Below are 24,049 nucleotides of genomic sequence, written 5' to 3'. Positions count from 1 at the left end.
CTCTTCATCTACCTCGTTCCTTTGTAACTCCGTACAGAGTGTCCTACAACCCCAAGAGGCAAGCCTCTTGGTTTGGGCTAATCCCGTTTCGCTCGCCGCTACTCAGGGAATCGCATTTGCTTTCTCTTCCTCCGGGTACTTAGATGTTTCAGTTCCCCGGGTCTGCCTTCTCATATCCTATGAATTCAGATATGGATACCACTCCATTACGAGTGGTGGGTTTCCCCATTCGGAAATCTCCGGATCAAAGCTTGCTTACAGCTCCCCGAAGCATATCGGTGTTCGTCCCGTCCTTCATCGGCTCCTAGTGCCAAGGCATCCACCGTGCGCCCTTTCTAACTTAACCGTTAAAAAGAATCACTATGTGATATCTTGTATTACTAATTGAATGTGATGTCTACTGTTATCTAGTTTTCAAAGAACACGTTTCGAAGGAATGATCCTTCAAAACTAAACAAGACAGGGAACGTTCTGTTTATAAGACCCAAGGTCTTATATTCCGTATAATATCCTTAGAAAGGAGGTGATCCAGCCGCACCTTCCGATACGGCTACCTTGTTACGACTTCACCCCAATCATCTGTCCCACCTTCGGCGGCTGGCTCCTAAAAGGTTACCTCACCGACTTCGGGTGTTACAAACTCTCGTGGTGTGACGGGCGGTGTGTACAAGGCCCGGGAACGTATTCACCGCGGCATGCTGATCCGCGATTACTAGCGATTCCAGCTTCACGCAGTCGAGTTGCAGACTGCGATCCGAACTGAGAACAGATTTGTGGGATTGGCTTAACCTCGCGGTTTCGCTGCCCTTTGTTCTGTCCATTGTAGCACGTGTGTAGCCCAGGTCATAAGGGGCATGATGATTTGACGTCATCCCCACCTTCCTCCGGTTTGTCACCGGCAGTCACCTTAGAGTGCCCAACTGAATGCTGGCAACTAAGATCAAGGGTTGCGCTCGTTGCGGGACTTAACCCAACATCTCACGACACGAGCTGACGACAACCATGCACCACCTGTCACTCTGCCCCCGAAGGGGACGTCCTATCTCTAGGATTGTCAGAGGATGTCAAGACCTGGTAAGGTTCTTCGCGTTGCTTCGAATTAAACCACATGCTCCACCGCTTGTGCGGGCCCCCGTCAATTCCTTTGAGTTTCAGTCTTGCGACCGTACTCCCCAGGCGGAGTGCTTAATGCGTTAGCTGCAGCACTAAGGGGCGGAAACCCCCTAACACTTAGCACTCATCGTTTACGGCGTGGACTACCAGGGTATCTAATCCTGTTCGCTCCCCACGCTTTCGCTCCTCAGCGTCAGTTACAGACCAGAGAGTCGCCTTCGCCACTGGTGTTCCTCCACATCTCTACGCATTTCACCGCTACACGTGGAATTCCACTCTCCTCTTCTGCACTCAAGTTTCCCAGTTTCCAATGACCCTCCCCGGTTGAGCCGGGGGCTTTCACATCAGACTTAAGAAACCGCCTGCGAGCCCTTTACGCCCAATAATTCCGGACAACGCTTGCCACCTACGTATTACCGCGGCTGCTGGCACGTAGTTAGCCGTGGCTTTCTGGTTAGGTACCGTCAAGGTACCGCCCTATTCGAACGGTACTTGTTCTTCCCTAACAACAGAGCTTTACGATCCGAAAACCTTCATCACTCACGCGGCGTTGCTCCGTCAGACTTTCGTCCATTGCGGAAGATTCCCTACTGCTGCCTCCCGTAGGAGTCTGGGCCGTGTCTCAGTCCCAGTGTGGCCGATCACCCTCTCAGGTCGGCTACGCATCGTTGCCTTGGTGAGCCATTACCTCACCAACTAGCTAATGCGCCGCGGGTCCATCTGTAAGTGGTAGCCGAAGCCACCTTTTATGTTTGAACCATGCGGTTCAAACAACCATCCGGTATTAGCCCCGGTTTCCCGGAGTTATCCCAGTCTTACAGGCAGGTTACCCACGTGTTACTCACCCGTCCGCCGCTAACATCAGGGAGCAAGCTCCCATCTGTTCGCTCGACTTGCATGTATTAGGCACGCCGCCAGCGTTCGTCCTGAGCCAGGATCAAACTCTCCGATAAATGGATCACAGGTTAAGTCCACCGCATCCCGCGGTGACACCTGTGTGACCTGCATCGTGCAGGCCCTAGTTTGACTGACTACGCACATCGCTGTGCGATTTTCAAAAACTGAATTAACAGGTACGTTTTGTCTTGTTTAGTTTTCAAAGATCATTCAATAATGGAGCGGGTGATGAGAATCGAACTCACGACATCAGCTTGGAAGGCTGAGGTTTTACCACTAAACTACACCCGCGTGGTATCTTATATGGCGCGCCCGAGAGGAGTCGAACCCCTAACCTTTTGATCCGTAGTCAAACGCTCTATCCAATTGAGCTACGGGCGCTTATTGAGCGACTTAACTATCATACTATCATTTGATGTTGAAGTCAAGAAGTTTTTTAATGTTTTTTCGAATCTTTTTCAATTCGACTTTTCTTATTATACACATTTTTAAAATCTTGTAAACACCTTAGGAAAACTTTTTTGTTTTTCTGTTTTGTTTCACGCTGTTCATCAGCGACGTTTAATAATATACCATGCCTGTTTTATTTGGTCAACACTTTTCCTGTATTTTTTTATTTTCTTCTTTCACGCCTTCCCATGCTTATCATGTATATATTTTATCTCATCTTACAAATAATATAAGAAAATCTCTTAAGAAGAAATGAGGCGTGTTATGTATTACTACAAAGAGGAACTGATTAATATCATTAAACCGGACAAGCCAGACCCGGCAGCTGCTAAGGTCCTGCAGGAGATATTAGGCGGTCATTACGGAGAAATGCGTACAATGATGCAGTTTTTTTCCAAAGCTCTAATTTCAGAGGAAAGCAGAAACAGTACCGCGATCTGCTTCGCGGCATTTTTTTAGAGGAGATTGCCCACGTTGAACTGGTTCAAAACACAATCAATGCTTTATTAGATGAATCAGGCGGTGAAGGTGTCGGCAGTCAAGGTACAGATCAAGCGCCACTTGATGAAGCGGTTAAACATGCTAATCCTCATCATTATATTATTGGAGCGCAAAGTTCCCTTCCTGTTGATGCAGGGGGCAATCCGTGGAACGGGTCGTGGGTGTATAACCACGGAAACTTAATTACTGACCTGCTGGATAACCTGCTTCTTGAGTCGACAGGTGTGCTGCAAAAAACAAGAATTTATGAAATGAGCTCTAATCAGACGTTCCGCGAAACACTTGCTTTTCTGATTGTACGCGACAATGCTCACCAGAATGCATTCGCGAAAGCGCTCGAGACATTGGGCGTTGAATGGGCGAAGCTGCTCCCTGTGCCGAATTATGACATTAATAAATATCCTGAGTGCAGAAAGTATGTCGAATTAGGCTACCATAATACACATTTTAACTTTAGGTTGGATGAAACGAGAATCAGTGAAATCTATCAAGGGAAATCTCCAAGCCGAAATGGCGGAGAGTTACAAGTAATAGATCCTCCGGCAGGGTTTCCCGTACCAGTGCTTCCTGAAATACCAAATGAACACAGTCCTGGGTTAGGCGATATGAATGCTTAATCCAGTGGGAAGGTGCTCAAGAAACTTCTTGAGCACCTTCTTAATTGTGACATTACGGATTCACTCAACGATTGGCGTTAAAGAATCACCATTCCATATTTCTCCCTTGTTGAGTGTCCAGCTGTCATGATATAAAGCTGAAGCACCCTTGTTTACTGCTGCGCTCCATTCATCATTCCATGCCAGAAAGTAAATGGTTTTAGGATATTTTTGTTTTATTGCATTGATGAACAGGCTGTAATCGAAGCTGCCGTTTGCTGTTTGCGGGCCGACTTCTGTAAAAGCAAATGGTTTATTAAGCGCTGTTAGCTGATCGTATCCATTGATCGAGTAGGCATCTTGAAAATACGCATCTAATCCGACAATATCCACGTAAGACGCGCCCGGGTAAAAATCAGTTTTAAAATCTCGGTTGGCGTCGGGAGAGTAAACCCAAATCAAATGATCAAGTCCTCTTGTGTCGGTCATATAATGATAGATTTTCTTGTAGAGCTGTTTATATAGAGAGATTCTTTCATTATCCTTTTGGTTATATGATGTGAGTCCCCACCAAAACCATTCGCCGTTCATTTCATGCAGCGGCCTGAACAGAACAGGCACACCTTGGTTCTCCAACTCTTGAAGTCCGTCAGCAATTTTGCTGAGCATGGCATTTAGCCGCTTTCCTTCTACTGTTGAAGAATCTAGTATTTTTTTATACTGATCATTTGTAATCGGTGTTTTAAAATGCCCTGACTGAAAAGCAGGGTTCGCCAGGTGCAAACTGATTTGCGGAATTCCGCCATTTTTCCAATACGACATTAAATCGCCGTTGCAGCTTACATCTATTGAATCTTCAATATTTGCTGTTTCAAGCCATCCTCTGGCATAATCGCAGCCATAAATAGCAGGCGATTGCCCGGTGGCGCTTCGGATTCTATCAGCCTCAGCCATAGAAAATGTGTCATGGCTGTAACCTCCGAACGCTCCGGAAAGGACTCTGTTTTCCGTTCGGTTCGGCAGGTGCGCAAGCCAGTTCATCACTGTTTTTGTTGTCTGCTGGGCATTAGGATTCACAGGCGACACAGTATGCGCTTCAATTGGTTTTGCTAAAACAGCAGACGCAAGTAAAAATATAATGAGCAAAGAGATCGTATGTTTCTTAAACAAATGCAACTCCCCCATTCATTAAGGATGAGATATCATGAATTCACATGTTCCTTCTATTGTAAATTCTCCAAAATGCGCAGGCAGAATAAAGTGTGAGCCTGCATTGCATTCATACTGAATACCATTATTTATGATTCGTCCTGATCCGCTCAGAACACTCCCCAGCAAATAGGTTTGATATGAAGGAAAAGCAGCTCGGCCGCTAATCTTCCATTTGTACACTGAGAAATAATCTGATTGCACATAAACAATGATCTCAGCGTTACCAACTTCTTTTACTTCCGGTGTATGCACTTTATCGATATGCGGTATCGTTATGACTTCCATGGCTTTTTCTATATGAAGAGTTCTTTTTTGGCCCTGGTCATTACAGCGGTCATAATCGTATACGCGATATGTTGTATCAGAGTTTTGCTGGATTTCAAGGACAAGGGTTCCCTTACATAAAGCATGGAGTGTACCGCTTGGCACATAAAAGAAATCTCCTGGCTTGATTTTGATTCGCCTCAGCAGCCCGTTCCAATCACCGCTTTCTATTCGTTGTTTGAACTCTTCCTTTGTGCTTGCATGATGTCCCAAAATTAGTTCGGCGTCATCTTTGCAATCAATGATATACCAGCACTCCGTTTTACCAAGGTCGCCATTTTCGTGCAGTTTTGCATAATCATCATCAGGATGGACTTGCACGGAGAGATCCATATTGGCGTCCAGCAGCTTTACCAGCAGCGGAAACACCTTACCATCCGGAAACCCGAATATCTCTGGATGATCTTTCCATACTTGATCAAGTGTCTTTCCTGCCAGCGGGCCATTTTTTACAGACGACGAGCCATGGGCATGTGCAGAAACGGCCCAGCACTCACCTGTTTTTTGTGAGGGTATTGCGTAGCCAAAAGCGTCACGAAGCTTCGTCCCTCCCCATAGTCTTTCTTTAAAGACAGGCTCTAAAAATAATGGATGCGTCATGATCGCACCTCCCCGGATGCTGCCTCTGCTTGTAAGGCCTGATGCGCTAAAACTAGCGTGCCGATGATTCCGGCGTTACTGCCTAAACGTGGAGGTACAATATAATCACTTATATCATCTGATAATTCAGAAAAATCTAAGTAGCTGTTCATGATTTTTGGTACATATTGATAGATATAAGAAAACACTTGTTTCTGTTGCATGACGCCGCCGCCAAGAATGATTTTTTTAGGTGCAAGGATCAAAATATACTGAGCCAGTGCTTGGGCAATATAGTACCCTTCCAGTTCCCAGACTTGTGCTATATCTGATAAATCCGCGGCTTTTTTCCCCCAGCGGGCTTCGATAGCGGGGCCTGAAGCTAAGCCTTCAAAGCAATCTCCATGATAAGGGCACTTCCCTTGGTATACGTCATCCGGGTGCCTCCGGATATAAATATGGCCCATCTCTGGGTGTGACAGCCCCTGAAGGAGCCTCCCCTCTACAATAGCCCCCGCTCCGATGCCAGTGCCAATCGTTATATACAGGCAGCTGTCAAGACCCTTCGCTTCACCGAAAAGGAATTCACCCAGCGCCGCAGCGTTGACATCTGTACTAAATCCGACTGGGATCTTCATTTCGTTCTTAACGGTTTGCAAAAAGGGATAGTGTCTCCAGCCCGCTTTCGGCGTGGCCGTAATGGTACCGTATGTTTGACTGGTTTTATCGTTATCAACGGGACCAAAGGAGCCGATGCCGATTGCCTGTAATGAAAATTGGCTAAAATATTGAATTACTTTCTCTATCGTTTCATCCGGCATCTTTGTGGGGAATTCTATCCTGTCAATGATCGTTCCATCTTCTCTACCGACAGCACAAACAAACTTTGTGCCGCCTGCTTCAATACCGCCAAGCATGCAGATGGCCTCCTTGTTGTCTCCGCAATCAGCGCCGTATGTTTACAGAAGTCACAACAAACTTGTCATGCCGATGACGTGAAAAGGAATATTCAAATGGAATCCCGGTATCTAAGAAGCCCACATGTTCCACTTCAAGAATTGGATCATCCTGTTTACAGCCCAGATGCTGCTGGTCAATATGATCAGATTTGCAGGCTCTGATTTTCCGATGCGTTCCGGCGATTTTGAGCTGCAGCACATTTGTAATATGATTGTAGATCGAATCATGAAGGACATCGTCATTAATGCCCGGTATTAAATGAGTCGGCATATATGTTTTTTCTAATACATAGGGTTCACCTTCTACAATTCGCAGCCGAACGACATAATAAACCGGTGTTTTCTGATCAATAGACAAATGGGCGGCCACTTCCTCAGTGGGAAATTGCACTTCAAACTGAATGACCTTGCTTTTGATTTTTTTATCTTTCAGCAAGTTGGTCAATCCGAGAATCTCATTGCTGACTACATGGACATGGTCATCCTGTATTGCAGATTGAATAATAAACGTGCCATGGCCTCGTTTTCTAAACAGCAGACCCTCGGCAACTAAATTATCCAAGGCTCTCTTCATCGTCATGCGGCTTGAGTTAAATTCTTTTGCAAGAGATACTTCATCAGGAATGGGCTGATCGATCGGATATACGTTATTTTTAATTCTATTTCTCATTTCATTTGCAATGATTTCGTATTTATTCATTGGTATCCTCCGGCAGCTGTTTGATATCACATAAGCTTTTACGGATATCATAAGTTCTTTTCCCTATTTCATCAATGTTGCGGATTTTCGTCATCTCTATTCGTTATGATGATTGCCGGAAGATCTTGACCTTTAGGAAAATCTAGAAACCGCTATGCTCAGCAACCTCTTTGAACCATTTTCCGCTCTTTTTGACGGTTCTTTCTCCGTCTTTCTCAAGATTGACTGATACAAATCCGTATCGGTTTTTATAGGCATTTGTCCAAGACCAGTTGTCCATGAACGTCCATAAGTGATAGCCTTTTACGTTCGAGCCTTCCTGTATGGCGCGGTGAATCCATTTGAGGTGCTCTTTTATAAATTCAATCCGGTAATCATCCTGAATGATGCCTTGTTCATCCCTGAATCGCTCTTCACCTTCAACCCCCATACCGTTTTCAGAGATAAAACACTCGATGTTGCCGTAGTTTTCTTTTAAATTGATCAAAATATCATAAACGCCTTTTTCATAGATCTCCCAGCCGCGATGCGGATTCATTTTGCGGCCCGGCATGACGTAGGGATCAAAATACCTGTCCGGCAAAAAAGGAGCGTCGGGATTCGGAAGATGTTCTTTCGCTTTCACACGTCTCGGCTGGTAATAATTCACTCCCAACAGGTCAACCGTGTTCTTTTTGATGATGTCGAGATCTTCAGCGTTGTAATCAGGCATAAAGCCTTCATGCTTCAAAATGTCAACCAGCTCTTTGGGAAATTCGCCTTTGACAGATGGGTCTAAAAAAGATCTGTTAAAAAACGCGTCTGCGATTTCCCCGGCTTTCACATCCGCCGGATGGCTGCTTCTCGGGTATGAAGGGGTCAAATTTAAGATGATGCCGATTTTTCCGTCCTGCTTCATCTCCCTGTAAGCCTGAATGGCGCGGGCACTTGATAGCATCGTATGAAATCCAACCTGGACGGCCTCTTTAAAATCGACCTTGTTTGGATAATGAAAATCATATAGGTATCCGCCTTCTACGGGAACGATTGGTTCATTATGCGTGAACCATTTTTTCACCCGGCCGCCAAACAAACGGAAGCAAGTTCTTGCATAGTTTTCATACGCGTCAACCGTCTCTCTGTTGACCCAGCCGCCGATTTTTTGAAGCGCCATCGGCATATCGAAATGAAACAAATTGACAAAAGGTTCAATTCCGTTAGCGATCAGCTCATCAATGACATTGTTATAGAAATCTGCGGCTTTATCGTTGATCTCGCCCGTTCCGTTTGGTATTAAACGTGACCAGGAAATCGACATCCGGAACGAGTTGTGGCCAAGTTCCTTCATCAGCCTGATATCTTCTTTATAGTTGTCGTAAAATTGGGATGTGTCTGCGGGTCCGACATGATCAAAAAAACGATGCGGTTCTTTTTCAAACCAATAATCCCATATATTCTGGCCTTTTCCGTCTCTGTCGGCGGCACCCTCCATTTGTGTTGCTGAAGCGGATGATCCCCACCAAAAATCCTTTGGAAAACGATATTGTTCTGTATGTGCCAAGTCTCTCTCCCCTTATGTCACATTTTTATGCTGTTATCATTTTGCTGAGCAGCTGTCTCCTGCACAGCCTGTTCTTTTTCTTTTGCCAGATTTAATTTATCCATTGCTTTTAGGAACGGAAACCAGATCACGAAGACAATCAGCAGATTGATAAGCTGCATCACGCCCCCCATGATTGAGTTCGTCGCCATGATGCCATTAATGAATAATGGAACCGTCCACGGCACTGTCACACCAGTTGGAGGCGGAACGAGCCCGGCTGACATAGCCAGATAGGTGACGAGCGTAACAACCATCGGTGCCAGCACCCAAGGCACAATAATGATCGGATTCATGACAATCGGAAGCCCAAAGATAATCGGTTCGTTTACGTTAAAAATACCGGGAGCGAGGCCAAGTTTTGATACTTGCTTCATCTGCCTGCTTTTCATGAATATGAGAATGGTAAACACAATCGCAAGCGTCATCCCTGTTCCGCCCATCCCTACTGTATAAATCTCCATAAACGGTTTTGAAATAATATGAGGGATTTCTTTTCCCGCCGTGTAAGCAGAAAGGTTTTCTACCTGCAGTGTATTCCAAATCGGGTCCATCACGGAGTTGATAATGATCTGTCCATGCAGTCCGAAAAACCAAAGAATTTGAATGAAAAACACGGCAATCAGTGTTGGAATGATACCGCTTCCAAGTCCGACAAGCGGAGCCTGAATCGCATGATAAATGACGTCGTGCATATTTGTTTTAAAAAACAGAGTCACCATTACGTTAATCAGCAAAAATACAGTCAATGTGATAAAAGCCGGAATAAGTGCGGCGAATGATTTTGCTACAGCAGGCGGAACGCCGGCTGGCATTTTGATTGTCAGGTTTTTTTGAACGATTCTTCTGTAAATTTCGCCAGAAAGAAATGCCGTAATCATCCCAAGAAACATCCCTTTTGCACCGAGACGATCGACCGGGATAACCCCTGTAATGGCATCACCTGTTTCCGGCTGAATGATAAATGGCGTTAAGAGCAAAAAGGAAACCAAAGCGATCGCTCCGCCAAATACAGCTTCGACCTGATAGCTTTTCGACAGGTAATAGCCTATCCCGAACACAACAAAGACAGACATAATGCCCATTGTCGCCGTGGAGGCAATGCCGAAATGAGACTGAAACGACGTAAGCATTGAGGCGTTCATGATTTTGTTTAGAAACGGCAAATTCGTTAACACGACAAAAATGGACCCGAATATCGTCAGCGGGAAAGCCAGCATAAATGCATCACGCAACACTTGCAAATAGCGGTTATTGTTTAACCTCCCTGCAATTGGAACAAGGAATTGGCTGATTTTCTCGAACACCCTATCCACCCCGATTTTTTATATATTCTTGGTTTTAAAGAGATCAAGCATCTCTTTCACTAATTCTTTCATGGATAATGTTGACATCAGATGATCCTCTGCATGCATAAGCAGCAATGAAAAAGCTGTTGCTTCTCCGCCGGATTCCTTCTGTATCATTTGAAAGTGAATGTCATGGGCCGCGGATAAATCCTGCTCCGCCTTGGCAATGAGGGCATCAGCCTCGTCCTTTTTCCCTTCTTTATAGGCGCGCAGTGATTGTATGATGCAGCTGCGGGCATTTCCGCTGTGCAGGATTAGCTGAAAACTGATTTGCTCGTCTGTTAAATTCGTGATTTTCATCTGTTCCATTATTGATTCACCATTAAGGACAATGCCTGCTCATACGCTTTTTTCCCATCTGCCATTCCGTAGGCCATCATGTCAATGACTTCAACTTGAATGTTGTATTGATCTGCTTCTTTTTGGAGCTCGCTTTTCAGAAAGCTCATTTGCGGACCGATCAAAACGGCATCCGCTTTTCTCATGTCTTCTTTTGCTTTATCCTGGCCAACAGCCCAAATCTCCGCTTCCTCACCGATAGACTGTGCGTATTCCTTCATTTTTGTCACCAATAAACTGGTAGACATTCCTGAACTGCACGCGAGTAATATTTTTTTCAACTGCTATCCCCCCTGTTATTAAAACGCTTACATTGATTATTATAGTCATTTAATTTTAAATGTCTATACTTTTATAAAATAAATATAATCATATTTTTTTCCGGTTCACCGTTTTATAAATTTTTCTATGGAAGATTCATTCATAATGTGGTACACTCATCAACGGAAACGAATCAATTAAATAGCTATTATCACTTGTATAACCTCAATAATATGGTTTGAGGGTGTCTACCAGGAACCGTAAAATCCTGATTACAAAATTTGTTTATGACATTTTTTGTAATCAGGATTTTTTTTATTTATCAAAACATTTAAGTAAAGGAGTTTGTTATGAATTTCAAAGTTTTCCTGCTTGCAGCTTCTACGATTGCAGTCGGATTGGTTGAGTTAATTGTGGGGGGAATTCTTCCTCAGATCGCAAATGATTTAGACATTTCCATTGTTTCAGCCGGACAGCTGATCAGTGTGTTTGCGCTGGGATATGCAGTATCTGGGCCGCTGCTTTTGGCATTGACTGCGAAGATTGAGCGGAAGCGCTTATATCTAATTGCTTTATTTGTTTTCTTCCTTAGCAATCTTGTCGCCTATTTCAGCCCTAATTTCGCAACACTGATGGTATCTAGGGTATTGGCAGCAATGAGTACAGGGCTGATTGTTGTGCTTTCTTTAACAATTGCCCCGAAAATTGTAGCGCCTGAATACAGAGCCCGCGCAATCGGAATTATTTTTATGGGATTCAGCTCTGCTATCGCATTAGGCGTGCCGCTCGGAATCTTAATCAGCGATTCCTTCGGGTGGCGGATTTTGTTCCTTGGCATCGGCCTGTTGGCACTGATCTCCATGCTGATTATTTCAATCTTCTTTGAAAGAATACCGGCGGAGAAAATGATTCCTTTCCGGGAACAACTCAAGACGATCGGTAATCTGAAAATCGCGAGTTCACACCTCGTCACGATGTTTACATTAGCTGGCCACTACACGCTTTACGCTTACTTTGCGCCGTTTTTAGAAGAGACTCTTCACCTGAGCTCTTTCTGGGTCAGCATTTGTTATTTCCTTTTCGGGATATCTGCTGTATGCGGAGGCCCTTTCGGAGGAGCGCTATCTGACCGGCTTGGTTCCTTTAAGAGCATTTTGCTGGTGACCGGTTCCTTTGCCATCATTATGTTCTTACTGCCGCTGTCTACATCGTCTATGATTTTCTTTTTGCCTGTCATGGTGATTTGGGGTCTTCTGAGCTGGAGCCTCGCCCCGGCTCAGCAAAGCTATTTAATTGAAATTGCACCTGATTCGTCTGACATTCAGCAAAGCTTTAACACATCGGCCCTCCAAGTCGGAATTGCCCTTGGCTCAGCCATTGGCGGTGTTGTTTTGGATCAGACGGGTACTGTGGTGTCAACGGCATGGTGCGGCGGATCGATTGTGATCATCGCTGTCCTGTTTGCTTTCATTTCTTTAACAAGACCTGTTCAAACAGCAAAAAAATCCTCCTTGTAAAAGGAGGATTTTTTATTATTTAGCTGAAAGCTCATCTTCTGTGACCCATTTGTGGTTTTTCACTTTTTCGCCGCTCGTTGTCGATGTGTAGTCAACCATGTATACAGTTGTTTTTTCCGCGGAATCGATCTCGGCTGTTGCTCCTTTCATGCCTTTCATATGAGAAGCCTCTAAAATCACCTGATCTCCGGGTTGTAACGTTTTATCTCCGGCATCTTTGATTTCTTCTTGGATCACCCATTTGTGATGATCCACACGCTGTCCCCCATTAGTCGGAGTATAAGAAACAACATACGCCGTTGTATCATAGGCGCCTGTTACCGTAGCTTCAGCACCTTTCATGCCTTTCATATGAGAAGTATTGATGATTACTTGGCTGCCTACTTTGTATTTCGGATTTTTAGATTCCTGTAATCCCTCTGGAACGTCAGCTGATCCGGAATGGTCCATCTCTTCATGTGTTGAGGAGTCTGAATGATTGTCATGTGTGCTTTCTTTCGTACTGTTGTTATTGCCGCATGCTGATAAAACAAAAACTAGAGATAACATCAGAATTCCCAGTGCATATTTAGAGATTTTCATGTTCATTCTCCTTTGCTTCATTTTTTTCCTGTAACTTTTGCCCGCAGACAATGAAAACATGCCCTCTCGATAATACTATACCCCCGAACGGTATGTAAATACGCTGATATTCTCATAAAGCGTTCCCGCAGTTTGTCCTATTCCCCTTTGTTTGCAAAGCCAAACATAAAAAAAGCCGCTGTCAGGCGGCAATTACTGCTTTAAGATTTTTATATACACACCTTTTTTTGCTTTTTGATAAGCGGCCTCACCCATTTTCCTCACCTTTTCAGAAACACCTGAGGATTTGATCCATTTGTCATCAAGAAAAATGGATGGATCGATTAGGCGCATTTTCTTCTTTTGATGGAAATCGTACTGGATGTCATCCTCTATTACTTGTATGCCGGGATGAATGGATGTAAGCAAGCTCAGGACTTCTTCATTTTTTGATGCACGCAGGATGTTCAGTACCTCTTGGTCCGTTTTCAGCAGATCCTCTGCAGATATGACATCATGCCGCAGCGCTGCCTTCAATGCTCGCGCTAAATATTCATATCCATATACATTCACAGGATTCAAAAAGAAATCAATTACTTCCTTGTAGTACACACTGACAAACCATTCGGCGGCTTCAATACTATCAGGAAACATCCTTCCGTTTCTCACAATAAGATGATCCAAAAAGGTTTGCGCTTCGTGCAGGTTAATGTGTCCATATCGGTACATATCACGCAGCGTATAGTCTGTCCGATCAGCACACAGCTCCGGTGCGGGCTGTTCGAGCAATGTCCACCTTGAATCGTCAGATAAAAGTTCTTCAGTATGATAGCCGTGTTTTTGTAAAATGTCCGGGATTTCAGAGTGAACAATGACTTGTTGAAAGATGTTTTCATGATAGTCTTCTGCTTGATTTTCAAAGACAACGTCGACCACATGAGAAAAAGCTGTGTGTGATACGTCGTGGAGCAGACCCGCAATCTGTTCTTCTATCGTTCCTCCGAGCTTTTTGATGAGGAGCATCACGCCGATGGAGTGCTCATACCTGGTCACATTCCACTTTCGATTGACTAAAAAGCTTGCTCCGCCTTGATAGATTCCTTTTAATCTTTGCACAGGAGCGCTTTTGATAAGCTCTTCCAGCACTCCGTCTATATGGTGCTGCCCGTAAATGATATCGCTGATTTCCATGCCGTCACCTCAACATCTATTTTTTTTGTTATATATTGTTTATATTGATAGTACATATGCAATCTTTCAATAGAGGAGTGTTATGATGATCATCATCCCAAACAATGAGATAGCGAAACATATGTTGACCGATTTTTTTGCCAAGCATTGGGGTACACCCGAGATGGCGATTTCCAGCGGCATTTTTCGGTGTGATGAATTAGATGGATTTGCCGCAGTAAATGAAAGCGGCGAAATCATTGGCTGTATTACATACACAATAGATGGGAAAGATTGTGAAATTATTTCATTAGATAGTATGATTGAAAATAAAGGAATCGGCACAGCTTTACTTCAGCAGGTTGAAGAGAAGGCTAAACATGCACATTGTCAACGAATAAAGCTTATCACAACGAATGATAATGTAAATGCGATAGCGTTTTATCAAAAGAGAGGCTATCAATTCGCCGCAGTGTTTCCGAACGCAGTTGAAAAAGCGCGCCGACTCAAGCCGGAGATTCCCGAGGTGGCTGAAAACGGCATTTTGATTCGGGATGAAATTCTATTTTCGAAGGTAATTGATTAAACGAATAGGAGTCTTTTATGTCCAGTCATTATAAATACCCTCTCATTTTCACGGCATTCCTATTAATCGCTTTCTGCTTGATCTTTTTTTCCTATCACCTGATTCATCATGTTCGTTTGGAGTATCCAAATTGGCAGGGAGAAAGCAAAGATCAGAATTGGGAAGCTGTTTTCACAAAAAATGAAGATGCACCGAATGAATACAGCGGCAAACTTTATTGGATCGGTGATACAATTGAAATAGACAACACTTATCTGGAATCACTGATTGTAAAAAAGGATGATGAAGTTCTGCTGAGTTCTGACACGGAAATCCCGATGCATGATTATGCTGGAGGCACTTTTTCTGATGGAAGCGCAAAAGAAAAGTCCGTTTCTTTTTTAGAGCGGTTAGATGAACATGAGCTTGAAGGCCATGATATTACGATTGAAGTGAAATGGAAACAAGGTAATCATTATTCTGCGAGTCAGCTTACGCTCAATGAAAAGACCTTGTTTGATGAAAAGCAGCAATAGATGATCAAAACGAAAAATAGACAAATGAAAAGGCGTAACATATTTTATACAGCTCATATGTTATGCCTTTTTCTTCATTTCCGCCAAAAAGTGGAGCAGTCCGCCTTGTCCAGAATATTAAACTCAATCATTTTCTCAAGTAGCGTATAATCAACTGGACCGTTCCAAGGGATACGTATCAGCTGCTCGGTGTAATCATATCCGGCCTTCACAATATCATCCTCTACGTGCGCTATCGTTACTTTTTCAGGAGCGACAGCTAAATGCTTTTTAGAAACACTAAAGCCAATAATAAATGTACCGTGATCCGTAAACATCGGCTGATTCCATTTTATTTCTGTATGTAAATTTGGATATTTATTTTTTATCCAAGTTAACACCTCTTCCGTTCTTTCTCGGTGGAACGGGTCAGCAATCCCCGCTAAGTACTCAGAAAAAACGTCCATGTTGTTCCCTCCTAAAATAAAATGATGCCACTCCATATGAACTGCTCAGACATGTGCTTACACAATACCTCTTTCCAACGTAATACTTTAAATTGTTCAAGATGTAAGCGGGTTGCTTCTATGCGACTATAGCAGATTTCAGTCCGCCTATCCACGGCCAGTATCTATTCCTCCAATTTATTTCTTTAGTACTATCGCTCTTTCCTTCTAAAACTTCTCATAAAAGAATAACCATTATTTAAGGGTGCCAGTTCATTATTCTTGTAAATCCAATCTTTAAAATCGATTAATACTAGCTTAACAGTTTAAAAATATAATTGGGTTGTCATTGAGATTCATCTATATTTAGGAGGTTATCCAGTTGAAAAAATTCCCGAAGAAATTACTGCCTATCGCGGTTTTATCATCAATTGCGTTCAGCAGCTTAGCCAGCGGCAGTGTGCCTGAAGCCAGCGCCCAGGAAAAGAAAAAGGGGAACCAAGACGAAATTAAAAATGTTATTGTTCTGATTGGTGATGGTATGGGTGTGTCTTATACGTCTGCTTATCGATACTTAAAGGATAATAAAAAGACAAAAGTTGTGGAGCCTACGGCTTTTGATCAGTATCTTGTCGGCCAGCAAACAACTTACCCCGATGATCCTGAACAAAATGTAACGGATTCTGCAGCGGCGGCAACGGCTATGTCTGCGGGAATTAAAACATACAATAATGCCATAGCCGTTGATAACGACGGGTCAGAAGCCAAAACGGTGCTTGAAGCTGCGAAAGAAAAAGGAAAAGCAACAGGACTTGTGGCCACTTCAGAAATTACACACGCCACTCCGGCCTCTTTTGGTTCACACGACCACAGCCGAAAAAATATGAACTCAATTGCGGATGATTATTTTGATGAGATGGTCAACGGCAAGCACAAAATTGATGTCCTTCTAGGCGGAGGAAAGAGCAATTTTGACCGTAAGGACCGTAATTTGATTAAGGAATTCAAAAAGGCGGGGTACAGCTACGTGGATGATCGCAAGGACATGCTGAAAAACAAAGACAGCCAAGTTCTCGGCCTATTCGCTGACGGCGGCCTGCCTAAAAAGATTGACCGTACGAAGGATATTCCATCACTTAAAGATATGACAAACACAGCCATTAAAAAATTAAACAAGGATAAAGACGGATTCTTCCTCATGGTGGAAGGCAGCCAGATTGACTGGGCGGGCCATGACAATGATATCGTTGGCGCCATGAGCGAGATGGAAGACTTCGAACAAGCTTATAAGGCGGCTATTGATTTCGCTAAAAAAGACAAGCACACATTGGTTGTCGCAACGGCTGACCACTCAACCGGCGGATATTCCATCGGTGCGGACGGCATCTACAACTGGTTCAGTGAACCCATTAAAGCCGCAAAGCGCACACCAGACTTTATGGCAGAAAAGATCGCTGACGGCGCGGATGTTGAAAAAACGTTGAAAACATATATCGATCAAAAGAAATTGGCTTTAACAAAAGCCGAAATTCAATCTGTTGAAGAAGCGGCAAAATCGAAGGAAGTACTGGATATCGATAACGCAATCGAGAACATCTTTAATAAACGCTCTCACACTGGATGGACAACAGGCGGACATACCGGTGAAGATGTTCCCGTCTATGCATACGGTCCGTCTAGTGAGACATTTGCCGGCCAAATCGACAATACAGAAATCGCCAAAAATGTTTTCAAGGCTTTACAATACAACATTAAGATTAACGATAAGTAAAAGAATACAAGGTGTCCCGTTGCTTGTATGAAGTAACGGGATCTCTTTTTAATGGAGGAATCATCATGAGAAGAATTCTTTCAATTCTCGTTTTTGCTATCATGCTTGCGGGCTGCTCATCAAACGCCAGTACTGAAAAACAGCATGCAGGCGGGGAGAAAACAGTAAAAGCTGAGCCGCAAAGCACTTCATCCCAGAAGGACAGCACAGATGATTATCAGCCTAATTCCCAGGTAACTGATGACCGGACATTGCATAAGGTCGGCCAAACGTTTTCAGATGATAAAGGAAAAGCTGTCTTAAAAGATATCAAACAAGTGAACAAAACCTATAAAATTGGCGACGTGGAGTTAACAGTAAAAGAAATGAAGCTGATCCACTTGCGCCCGGACTACAGCATGATTGATTACTTTCATGAGTTAACACACGATGAAGAGTTTGATTTCGTTAAGGTTTTCGTTGATATCAAGAACACCTCTACAAAAAAAGTAAATGTTGCGCCGATTGCATTGATGAAAACAAATACGGGTGAAACCTTTGATTGGAACAAAGATATTTATCTTGAAGAGTTAAACGGCGAATTGGAAGGCGGCGCCGAAAAGTCCGGAAATCTCGGCTTTATTGTGAACGCATCAAGCGGCCATGCTCATGATAAGGCCGCGGATGCTGAGAAGAAAACAAAAGAGATCAAGTGGATCGAAATCACGACAAGTGACGTCTTTGACCATAACCATAAGAAAATCAGTGATGCTCAAAAAATCAAAATCAAGTTTTAAATCAAGAACTCCCGTACAAGGTACGGGAGTTCTTTTTCTTATTTGTTTTTTTGGCGAATCAACTCATCAATCCGCTCCATCACTTCTTCCATGTCCATACATTCTTTGAAGCTTTGATTGATTTTTTTAATGCCTGCCGTATACTGATCGTTGCGCAAAACCTCATCTACGGCCTGTTTTAATATTTGGGCATTGACTTCATCTTTAGAGATGACATAGCCTGCATGGAGTTCAGAGAGACGCTGCGCCACCATCGGCTGATCCTTGTCATGAGGCATGACAACCAGTGGCACGCTGAAATGAATGCCTTCGTTTACGCTGTTCATTCCGCCGTGTGTAATGAAAACATCCGATTGCTCCAGCACTTCCAGCTGAGGGACATACGGAGCAATGATAAAGTTTTCCGGCGCCTGCTTTAATTTGGTCAGGTCCGCTTTTTCTCCGGCAGCGATGACGACTTTTCCGTTAAAGCCTGAAAATGCATCAATACAAAGGTTGAAGAAATCCTCTGTATGATCCAGTACAGTCCCCATTGAAATATAAATGACCTTCTCATCTTTTAGCTGTTCAATCGGGAAATCTGTTTTTTCCGCTCTCTTTGGAAAGCTCGGCCCGATAAATAGACATTCATCCCCGAAACGATCACTTTCTGGCTGAAAATAACGGCTTGTATACACTACGTTCAATTCCCCTTTATTGTTCATGAATTGAACCAGGTTTTTCGGGGCAACACCGTACGTTTCTTTCATTTTTGCCAAAAGGTCTTCGCACTCTTGATCCAATTCAAGCGGCGCTCCAGACTCCGGATGCAGCGGCAGGATTTTCAGATGCTCCTCGCCAAACAGGAAAGACGCCGATGAAGAGACCCCTGGAATATCTAAGTAATCCCTCACCAATTCCCCCGCGCCGAATTTATCATAATAAACAAAATCAAATTGAATGCTCTTAGATAAGTCTTTGACAATCTGTAAAATGTCCAATGACGTTTTGATATGGATTTTCACGAAATCAAGAATGCCATTGGGCGAACCGACATGAATAGGTGTCGTTCGCAGCAGATCCCGGTGAAGATGGACCGTTGCTCCCGCTGCTTCTAATCGTTTTTTATATTTTTCAGTGGATATATAATGGACATCATATCCCTTATCGGAAAACGCTTTCGTAATGCCTAAAGTAGGATTCACATGGCCTTCCGCAGGAAAATTCAAAATCAATACTGTCTTCATGTAGACAACTCCCTCTCAAATCGTATTCTGACTCTTTGTTTGATCAGACTACTACTAATCGTAAAATGGGAACACAACCCATGCAAGGTACAAATGAATGAACTATTCTGCTGCTCTGGACTTAATCAAAAAAAAGACACCCAAGCTCTGGTGTCTTTTTTTACACTTTTCTGATCGTAAAAAATTTCCGCAGAAGCCATGGGCCCGGCGTAAAGCCCAGCGTTAACTGCCAAGCGCCAATAGCCTGCAATCTGTATTCACGGACGATCTGCATCTTCCGGCTCATGCTTCTGACATCCTCAAACCATACCTCATGCGTCCGCCCCTGCTGATCACTGTACCGGAAAAACGGTGATTGATATTCGGCTGAATATTGTATCGGGGCTTGGTACCTCATCGCTCTTTCGATTGCGTTTTGATTTGAAATCGCTGAAGCAACTGTGCCCGGCTGGTACGGGATGATCCAGTCGTACCCGTAGAGCGGGACTCCGATAATGATTTTTCTGCTCGGCACCTGCGCAATCGTAAACTCAATGGTTCTCCTTATTTCAGTAATCGGCGCTACAGGACCCGGCTCACTTCCCGCATGATGCCAATCATAAGCCATGATAAACATATAATTGACAACCGCTCCTATCCCCCCGTAATCGTAGCCCCTCAGCCATGGGATATTATCACTTGTTTTTGCAGGAACAGCTATCGTCAGCACATACCCTCCCGCCTGAAGTCGATCTCTCAGCTGGCGTAAAAATCCAGTGAAAAGATCGCGATCCGCGGCGCTCACCTGCTCAAAATCGATTGTGACACCGCCATATCCCCTTGTGGAAACTAAGTCATAAATGTTGTTGACCAGATTGGTTCTCGCTGTCGGATTGTTTAGCACTTGGTGAACAATCTCCGTACTGAAGCCTCCTGATGTAAGGTTCGTTATTGTTGCCAGCGGCGTGACTCGTCTTTGCCAAGTTGTCTCAATAGCGGCCGCATCATTCAATTGGTTTGCAATGTCGCCGTTCGGTGCAATATGGTATTCGAAAATTGAAATCGAAGACGAGTATGGCGCATAATCATTGATTAATTCCCGATCGAGGTCTGGGTTTCGGAGCACATAAAAACTTAACGTTCCCGCAATGTAATTTGAGATCGAAGGAATCGTTATTTTTGCTCCCGCTTGTAAAGCATTTGGGCTGATGCCCGGATTGGCCGCTCGCAGTCGCTCTAATGGCACAAACGCTTTAGCTGCAATGGCGGTAAGCGTATCTCTCGGCTGGACTGTATATACATAAAGAGGGATAAGCAGAGCCTGCCCCGGCACGATATTCGTTTCATCTAAACCATTCACACCCCGTATTTGATCAACAGAAGCACCGTATCTTCTGCCTATCGAAAACAAAGAATCACCAGGCCCGACGATATGGATAAACATATTTAACCCCCATTATTCGTTAGTCAAACCATCATAAAATCTTATTAACGGGGCCTCTTAGATATGTGGTGAATACATAAAAAAATACCAAGGGTTCTGCTCTCCCTTGGTACCGGATCATACAAATCAATTCTCTTTACCTTCTTCAAGCACATGCTTCAAATGCTCACAGTCATGATTGAAATGAGCCAGCACATGTTGTTTGGCTGCTTCTTTGTTTTTCTTTTTCACTTCTTCAAATATCCTGCGGTGCTCACGCAGTATCGTTTCTGCGCGGTGGTCGCCGGTATAATTAAGGATTCTGCAAAAATGAATCAGGTCATTTACATGCTCAAGCAAATTTTTCAAATGTCTGTTATGGCTGAAATCAACCAGCAGCTCATGAAATTTTTGGTTTAAACGAATGATTTCTGTATCTTCCGTGCCGTTGTGAATCGCTTTCTCTGTTTCTTCAAGCTGTTTTTCGAGTATGGTCAGCTCTTCTTCGTCCGCTTCGTCTATGACTAATTCGACTGCCAGCTGCTCCAGCGGAATTCTGATTTTATAAATCTCATCTACATCTTTTGCCGTTAACGACGTGATCGAAAACCCATTTCGGTCATCCGCTTTTAACAAACCATCTTTCTCAAGCAATCGCATGGCTTCCCTTATCGGAGAGCGGCTGACGCCAAAGCTTTTCGCCAGCTGTGTTTCGTTTATCCGTTCCCCAGGCTTAAAAGTCCCGTTGAAGATCATTTTTTTTAGCTGGTTATAAAATTGCAGGTAGTAGGGAGTCGGCTTATCTAATTTAAAATCGTCCATATATAATACCTCTTTTGAATATATTCAAGGGCTTTTCTTCATCAAAATCATATAACAGATGGTAATGGGAAGCAACAAACTGCCTTGTCAGATCCCTGAATTTGAGGTACGATATGTTTGCTGAACGACGGTCGACGGACTACTGGCAACTGAAAAAACGGCGTGTTTTTCTTCGTCAATAGGACACCATACCTCCGCCAGAATAGCGCACGATTACATTTTTACATCTTTTCAATGGAGGAAAAAATATGCTCATTATTCTTGTTATGTTTCTTCTAGGAATTATTTTAGGCTTTATTGGCGCCGGTGGAGCCGGCTTTGTCATTGCCCTTTTAACGCTTCTTTTCCATATCCCGATTCATACGGCTTTAGGCACTTCGCTTGCCGGCATGGCTTTTACAAGCTTATCAGGGGCATACAGCCACTATCGCGAGGGTAACATTCAAATGAAAATCGGCTTAATAGTCGGAGGCTTTGCTGCGGTTGGCTCATTTTTCGGCGCCAAGCTGACTTCTTTTATTCCGGCTGATTTGCTTCATTATTTGACGGCTGGAATGTTATTTTTATCAGCAATTCTCATTTTAATCAGATTATTTATTTTAAAAGAGAAGGCTCAAGTGAATCAAAGCACTCTTTCAACGTATACGAGAGCGGTCATCTTAGGAATTGCAGCCGGCGTTCTTTCCGGCACATTCGGCATCGGGTCGGCACCTTTTATTCAAATCGGTTTAATGATTATGCTGAATCTGTCCATTCGCCATTCTGTCGGAACGACGATGCTTGTGATCATCCCTCTGGCTGTAGGTGGAGGCATCGGATATATTACAGAAGGTTTTGTTGATTACGTTTTACTTGTCAAAGTTCTGGTCGGGACAATGTGCGGGGCCTATGTAGGCGCGAAATTCACCAACCTCATGCCAAAGGTGGTTTTGAAATCAGCCATCTTTTTGACTCCGGCGATTGCAGGCCTGCTGTTGTTATTCTAAATAAAACAAAAAACCTGACGTCATGTCAGGTTTTTTTATGAATTCTGCCCTACTCGTTCTTTCGTTAATCCAAAAAACGCCAGTGAGCCGATGACAGCTGTCACAAACATGATGGCTCCCATCGGAACGGCTGTTGTCTCATTAATGCCTACAAGCGGTGACACGATTGAACCGAGGAGCAGCGGAAGCATTCCAAGCAGCGCACTTGCACTTCCGGCGCGGTGCCCCTGCTTTTCCATGGCTAGGGTAAACGTGCTGGTCAGAACCATGCCGATCGTAATCATGTAAATGAAAATGGATATGACTAATGTAGCAAGAGGACCGTGAATCATGGTCATGGTTAATAGCACAGCCGTCGCAATCATAGCCGTAATGACCGCTATACGAAGCAGGCTTTTTTCATGAATGATTCCGCCAAAGCGTCCGATGATAAAGCTGCCCGATATAATCGCCAGCCCGTTAATGCCAAAAAGAATACTAAATACCTGCGGAGACACCCCGTAGATATCCTGGTATACAAAAGGCGTACCAGACACATATGCAAAGCTTCCCCCGTGAATAAATCCGACAGTTAACGCGTACCCCATAAAGGATCGATCCTTCAGCAGGCTGCCCATCGTTTTGACGGATGTTCCGATTGAGCTTGGAATCCGTTTTTCCAGCGGAAGCGTTTCTTTTAACCTCAATGCAATCAGAAGAACTAGTAAAAATCCGATGATCATTAAGACGTGAAAAATTGTATGCCACGTTGCGAACGGCAAAAGCAAAATGGCACCGCCTGTCATAGGCGCAACCATTGGCGCCACCGCGGTAATGACCATTAACAGCGAGAAAAATTTAGAAAGCTCTCTTCCGGTAAACACATCGCGGACGATTGCGCGAGACAGCACAAGCCCTGCAGAAGCAGTGAAGCCTTGTAAAAAACGCGCAGCCACTAAAGTTGTTATATTGGGCGACAGTGCACAAAACAGAGAAGATAACGCAAATAAAAAAATACAGATTAATAGCGGTTTTCGTCTTCCCTGCGCATCGCTGACCGGCCCGACAATCAGCTGGCCGATCGTAAGCCCGACCAGACAGGCTGTTAAACTTAACTGAACAAGTGAAGCACTTGCTGATAAATCTTTCGCGATTTCAGGAAAACTTGGCAAATACATATCTATATTAAGCGGGCCCAATATAGCAAGCATGCCGAGCAGAAACGCTAGTGCCAAGCGTTCTTTTCCAGTTGGATTGTGCAGCATGTTATCAAACCTTCCCTTCAACCTAGTCCCTTATATAATGGATGTCAGCTCCAACTATGGATTGAAGCTGTGAAACATTTGTATATTGTATCATAACTTTCAGCCTGTGAAAGCCGCTTGAGCACGGGCCGGCAAAGTGATATTCCGAACACCTATAAATGGGAATGATGCAGGGAATCATCGTGACCA

Annotated in this window: 21 protein-coding genes, 2 tRNA genes, 2 rRNA genes, 1 other RNA gene, 2 pseudogenes and 2 other annotated features (1 of these 30 running past the window's edge); of the genes and pseudogenes, 9 read left to right on the top strand and 19 right to left on the bottom strand. The window is 43.9% G+C overall.

Annotated features, from left to right (window positions below; all coding sequences use genetic code 11):
* From rrnE-23S to trnE-Arg, 4 genes are all read right to left on the bottom strand, one after another.
* A ribosomal RNA-23S gene (gene rrnE-23S / locus BSU_rRNA_12) occupies positions 1–346 on the bottom strand; it reaches 2,582 nt to the left of the window's first position.
* A gap of 167 nt (positions 347–513) precedes the next feature.
* Positions 514–2,068 (bottom strand): ribosomal RNA-16S (gene rrnE-16S / locus BSU_rRNA_30).
* Together the 16S and 23S rRNA genes with 2 tRNA genes alongside form the textbook arrangement of a ribosomal RNA operon.
* Before the next feature lie 159 nt (positions 2,069–2,227).
* Positions 2,228–2,301, bottom strand: a tRNA-Gly gene (gene trnE-Gly / locus BSU_tRNA_80).
* 13 nt (positions 2,302–2,314) lie between these two features.
* A tRNA-Arg gene (gene trnE-Arg, locus BSU_tRNA_79) sits at positions 2,315–2,391 on the bottom strand.
* Positions 2,392–2,724: 333 nt separating this feature from the next.
* Positions 2,725–2,850 (top strand) — a sequence feature (Evidence 5: Unknown function; Product type e : enzyme).
* Between trnE-Arg and ydhUn the strand changes: the two are divergent.
* Positions 2,725–2,850, top strand: a pseudogene (ydhUn, locus tag BSU_05899). It overlaps the preceding feature by 126 nt.
* Positions 2,850–3,578, top strand: a sequence feature (Evidence 5: Unknown function; Product type e : enzyme). It overlaps the preceding pseudogene by 1 nt.
* Positions 2,850–3,578: pseudogene (ydhUc, locus tag BSU_05890) on the top strand. Its footprint overlaps the feature before it by 729 nt. Before ydhUn ends, ydhUc begins: the two co-directional pseudogenes overlap by 1 nt.
* Positions 3,579–3,638: 60 nt before the next feature.
* Here ydhUc and gmuG read toward each other — a convergent pair.
* The 8 genes from gmuG to gmuB all read right to left on the bottom strand — a co-directional run bounded on the left by gmuG (position 3,639) and on the right by gmuB (position 10,879).
* On the bottom strand, positions 3,639–4,727 hold the full coding sequence (gene gmuG / locus BSU_05880) for an exported mannan endo-1,4-beta-mannosidase (protein ID NP_388469.2): 1,089 nt from the start codon (positions 4,725–4,727) through the stop codon (positions 3,639–3,641).
* A gap of 18 nt (positions 4,728–4,745) precedes the next feature.
* On the bottom strand, positions 4,746–5,693 hold the full coding sequence (gmuF, locus tag BSU_05870) for a phosphohexomutase; cupin family (RefSeq protein NP_388468.1): 948 nt from the start codon (positions 5,691–5,693) through the stop codon (positions 4,746–4,748).
* Positions 5,690–6,589: an ROK fructokinase; glucomannan utilization protein E gene (gene gmuE / locus BSU_05860; RefSeq protein NP_388467.1), complete on the bottom strand. Its 900-nt coding sequence runs from the start codon at positions 6,587–6,589 to the stop codon at positions 5,690–5,692. The genes gmuF and gmuE overlap by 4 nt, the downstream gene beginning before the upstream one ends.
* Positions 6,590–6,617: 28 nt before the next feature.
* Positions 6,618–7,331 (bottom strand): transcriptional regulator (GntR family), encoded by a 714-nt coding sequence (gmuR, locus tag BSU_05850; RefSeq protein NP_388466.1) that lies wholly within the window; start codon positions 7,329–7,331, stop codon positions 6,618–6,620.
* A gap of 142 nt (positions 7,332–7,473) precedes the next feature.
* Positions 7,474–8,871 (bottom strand): mannoside-phospho-beta-d-glucosidase, encoded by a 1,398-nt coding sequence (gene gmuD, locus BSU_05840; RefSeq protein NP_388465.1) that lies wholly within the window; start codon positions 8,869–8,871, stop codon positions 7,474–7,476.
* A 17-nt stretch (positions 8,872–8,888) separates the two neighbouring features.
* Complete coding sequence (gene gmuC / locus BSU_05830) at positions 8,889–10,217, bottom strand: oligo-alpha-mannoside phosphotransferase system enzyme IIC (RefSeq protein ID NP_388464.1); 1,329 nt, start codon at positions 10,215–10,217, stop codon at positions 8,889–8,891.
* Between the two features lie 18 nt (positions 10,218–10,235).
* Complete coding sequence (gene gmuA / locus BSU_05820) at positions 10,236–10,568, bottom strand: oligo-alpha-mannoside phosphotransferase system enzyme IIA (protein NP_388463.2); 333 nt, start codon at positions 10,566–10,568, stop codon at positions 10,236–10,238.
* Positions 10,568–10,879 (bottom strand): oligo-alpha-mannoside phosphotransferase system enzyme IIB, encoded by a 312-nt coding sequence (gmuB, locus tag BSU_05810; protein ID NP_388462.1) that lies wholly within the window; start codon positions 10,877–10,879, stop codon positions 10,568–10,570. Before gmuB ends, gmuA begins: the two co-directional genes overlap by 1 nt.
* A gap of 175 nt (positions 10,880–11,054) precedes the next feature.
* Between gmuB and aswA the strand changes: the two genes are divergently transcribed.
* Both aswA and pbuE read left to right on the top strand, forming a co-directional pair.
* An RNA gene (aswA, locus tag BSU_misc_RNA_8) (adenine riboswitch) lies at positions 11,055–11,155 on the top strand.
* 54 nt (positions 11,156–11,209) lie between these two features.
* Positions 11,210–12,376 (top strand): hypoxanthine efflux transporter, encoded by a 1,167-nt coding sequence (gene pbuE, locus BSU_05800; RefSeq protein NP_388461.2) that lies wholly within the window; start codon positions 11,210–11,212, stop codon positions 12,374–12,376.
* A 15-nt stretch (positions 12,377–12,391) separates the two neighbouring features.
* Here pbuE and ydhK read toward each other — a convergent pair whose 3' ends face one another.
* Both ydhK and ydhJ read right to left on the bottom strand, forming a co-directional pair.
* Positions 12,392–13,009 (bottom strand): hypothetical protein, encoded by a 618-nt coding sequence (gene ydhK, locus BSU_05790; RefSeq protein ID NP_388460.1) that lies wholly within the window; start codon positions 13,007–13,009, stop codon positions 12,392–12,394.
* 141 nt (positions 13,010–13,150) lie between these two features.
* Positions 13,151–14,128 carry a putative metal-dependent phosphohydrolase gene (gene ydhJ / locus BSU_05780; protein NP_388459.1) on the bottom strand — a complete coding sequence of 326 codons (978 nt, stop codon included), beginning with the start codon at positions 14,126–14,128 and terminating at the stop codon, positions 13,151–13,153.
* A gap of 82 nt (positions 14,129–14,210) precedes the next feature.
* Between ydhJ and ydhI the strand changes: the two genes are divergently transcribed.
* Together ydhI and ydhH are read left to right on the top strand one after the other, a co-directional pair.
* A complete protein-coding gene (gene ydhI / locus BSU_05770) occupies positions 14,211–14,693 on the top strand; it encodes a putative acetyltransferase (protein ID NP_388458.1) in 483 nt (160 codons plus the stop codon).
* Between the two features lie 17 nt (positions 14,694–14,710).
* On the top strand, positions 14,711–15,208 hold the full coding sequence (gene ydhH / locus BSU_05760; RefSeq protein ID NP_388457.1) for a hypothetical protein: 498 nt from the start codon (positions 14,711–14,713) through the stop codon (positions 15,206–15,208).
* Between the two features lie 74 nt (positions 15,209–15,282).
* Here ydhH and fra read toward each other — a convergent pair whose 3' ends face one another.
* Positions 15,283–15,654 carry a frataxin; iron/sulfur chaperone gene (fra, locus tag BSU_05750; protein NP_388456.1) on the bottom strand — a complete coding sequence of 124 codons (372 nt, stop codon included), beginning with the start codon at positions 15,652–15,654 and terminating at the stop codon, positions 15,283–15,285.
* Between the two features lie 361 nt (positions 15,655–16,015).
* Between fra and phoB the strand changes: the two genes are divergently transcribed.
* Entirely contained in the window at positions 16,016–17,404 is a 1,389-nt protein-coding gene (phoB, locus tag BSU_05740; protein ID NP_388455.2) for an alkaline phosphatase III (promiscuous, heptaprenylglyceryl phosphate is a substrate), read from the top strand.
* A 65-nt stretch (positions 17,405–17,469) separates the two neighbouring features.
* Complete coding sequence (ydhF, locus tag BSU_05730; RefSeq protein NP_388454.1) at positions 17,470–18,180, top strand: putative phosphate-starvation lipoprotein; 711 nt, start codon at positions 17,470–17,472, stop codon at positions 18,178–18,180.
* Between the two features lie 38 nt (positions 18,181–18,218).
* On the opposite strand, the gene ydhE is transcribed toward ydhF, so the two are convergent.
* From ydhE to ydhC, 3 genes are all read right to left on the bottom strand, one after another.
* Positions 18,219–19,406 carry a putative glycosyltransferase gene (gene ydhE / locus BSU_05720; protein ID NP_388453.2) on the bottom strand — a complete coding sequence of 396 codons (1,188 nt, stop codon included), beginning with the start codon at positions 19,404–19,406 and terminating at the stop codon, positions 18,219–18,221.
* A 160-nt stretch (positions 19,407–19,566) separates the two neighbouring features.
* A complete protein-coding gene (spoL, locus tag BSU_05710) occupies positions 19,567–20,829 on the bottom strand; it encodes a spore cortex lytic enzyme (RefSeq protein NP_388452.2) in 1,263 nt (420 codons plus the stop codon).
* Between the two features lie 126 nt (positions 20,830–20,955).
* Positions 20,956–21,630: a putative transcriptional regulator (GntR family) gene (gene ydhC, locus BSU_05700; protein NP_388451.1), complete on the bottom strand. Its 675-nt coding sequence runs from the start codon at positions 21,628–21,630 to the stop codon at positions 20,956–20,958.
* A 248-nt stretch (positions 21,631–21,878) separates the two neighbouring features.
* Between ydhC and ydhB the strand changes: the two genes are divergently transcribed.
* Positions 21,879–22,616 (top strand): putative integral inner membrane protein, encoded by a 738-nt coding sequence (gene ydhB / locus BSU_05690; protein ID NP_388450.2) that lies wholly within the window; start codon positions 21,879–21,881, stop codon positions 22,614–22,616.
* A 35-nt stretch (positions 22,617–22,651) separates the two neighbouring features.
* Here the strand turns inward: ydhB and ydgK are convergent, their stop codons facing one another.
* On the bottom strand, positions 22,652–23,860 hold the full coding sequence (gene ydgK, locus BSU_05680) for a putative efflux transporter (RefSeq protein NP_388449.1): 1,209 nt from the start codon (positions 23,858–23,860) through the stop codon (positions 22,652–22,654).
* Positions 23,861–24,049 lie beyond the last annotated feature (189 nt).

The organism is Bacillus subtilis subsp. subtilis str. 168 (assembly GCF_000009045.1).
In the GTDB taxonomy this organism is placed as follows: domain Bacteria; phylum Bacillota; class Bacilli; order Bacillales; family Bacillaceae; genus Bacillus; species Bacillus subtilis.
Note: the sequence above shows the minus strand (reverse complement) of the source record. Positions and strands in the feature narration are given on the sequence as shown.

Bases quoted from the DNA above. Each gene is read 5' to 3' on its own strand.
- ydhI (NP_388458.1), top strand. From the start codon at position 14,211: ATGATGATCATCATCCCAAACAATGAGATAGCGAAACATATGTTGACC.
- ydhJ (NP_388459.1), bottom strand. From the start codon at position 14,128: ATGGAAATCAGCGATATCATTTACGGGCAGCACCATATAGACGGAGTG.
- spoL (NP_388452.2), bottom strand. From the start codon at position 20,829: ATGTTTATCCATATCGTCGGGCCTGGTGATTCTTTGTTTTCGATAGGC.
- ydhF (NP_388454.1), top strand. From the start codon at position 17,470: ATGAGAAGAATTCTTTCAATTCTCGTTTTTGCTATCATGCTTGCGGGC.
- fra (NP_388456.1), bottom strand. From the start codon at position 15,654: ATGGACGTTTTTTCTGAGTACTTAGCGGGGATTGCTGACCCGTTCCAC.
- ydhH (NP_388457.1), top strand. From the start codon at position 14,711: ATGTCCAGTCATTATAAATACCCTCTCATTTTCACGGCATTCCTATTA.
- gmuE (NP_388467.1), bottom strand. From the start codon at position 6,589: ATGCTTGGCGGTATTGAAGCAGGCGGCACAAAGTTTGTTTGTGCTGTC.
- pbuE (NP_388461.2), top strand. From the start codon at position 11,210: ATGAATTTCAAAGTTTTCCTGCTTGCAGCTTCTACGATTGCAGTCGGA.
- gmuF (NP_388468.1), bottom strand. From the start codon at position 5,693: ATGACGCATCCATTATTTTTAGAGCCTGTCTTTAAAGAAAGACTATGG.
- ydhB (NP_388450.2), top strand. From the start codon at position 21,879: ATGCTCATTATTCTTGTTATGTTTCTTCTAGGAATTATTTTAGGCTTT.
- ydhC (NP_388451.1), bottom strand. From the start codon at position 21,630: ATGGACGATTTTAAATTAGATAAGCCGACTCCCTACTACCTGCAATTT.
- gmuA (NP_388463.2), bottom strand. From the start codon at position 10,568: ATGGAACAGATGAAAATCACGAATTTAACAGACGAGCAAATCAGTTTT.
- ydgK (NP_388449.1), bottom strand. From the start codon at position 23,860: ATGCTGCACAATCCAACTGGAAAAGAACGCTTGGCACTAGCGTTTCTG.
- gmuR (NP_388466.1), bottom strand. From the start codon at position 7,331: ATGAATAAATACGAAATCATTGCAAATGAAATGAGAAATAGAATTAAA.
- ydhE (NP_388453.2), bottom strand. From the start codon at position 19,406: ATGAAGACAGTATTGATTTTGAATTTTCCTGCGGAAGGCCATGTGAAT.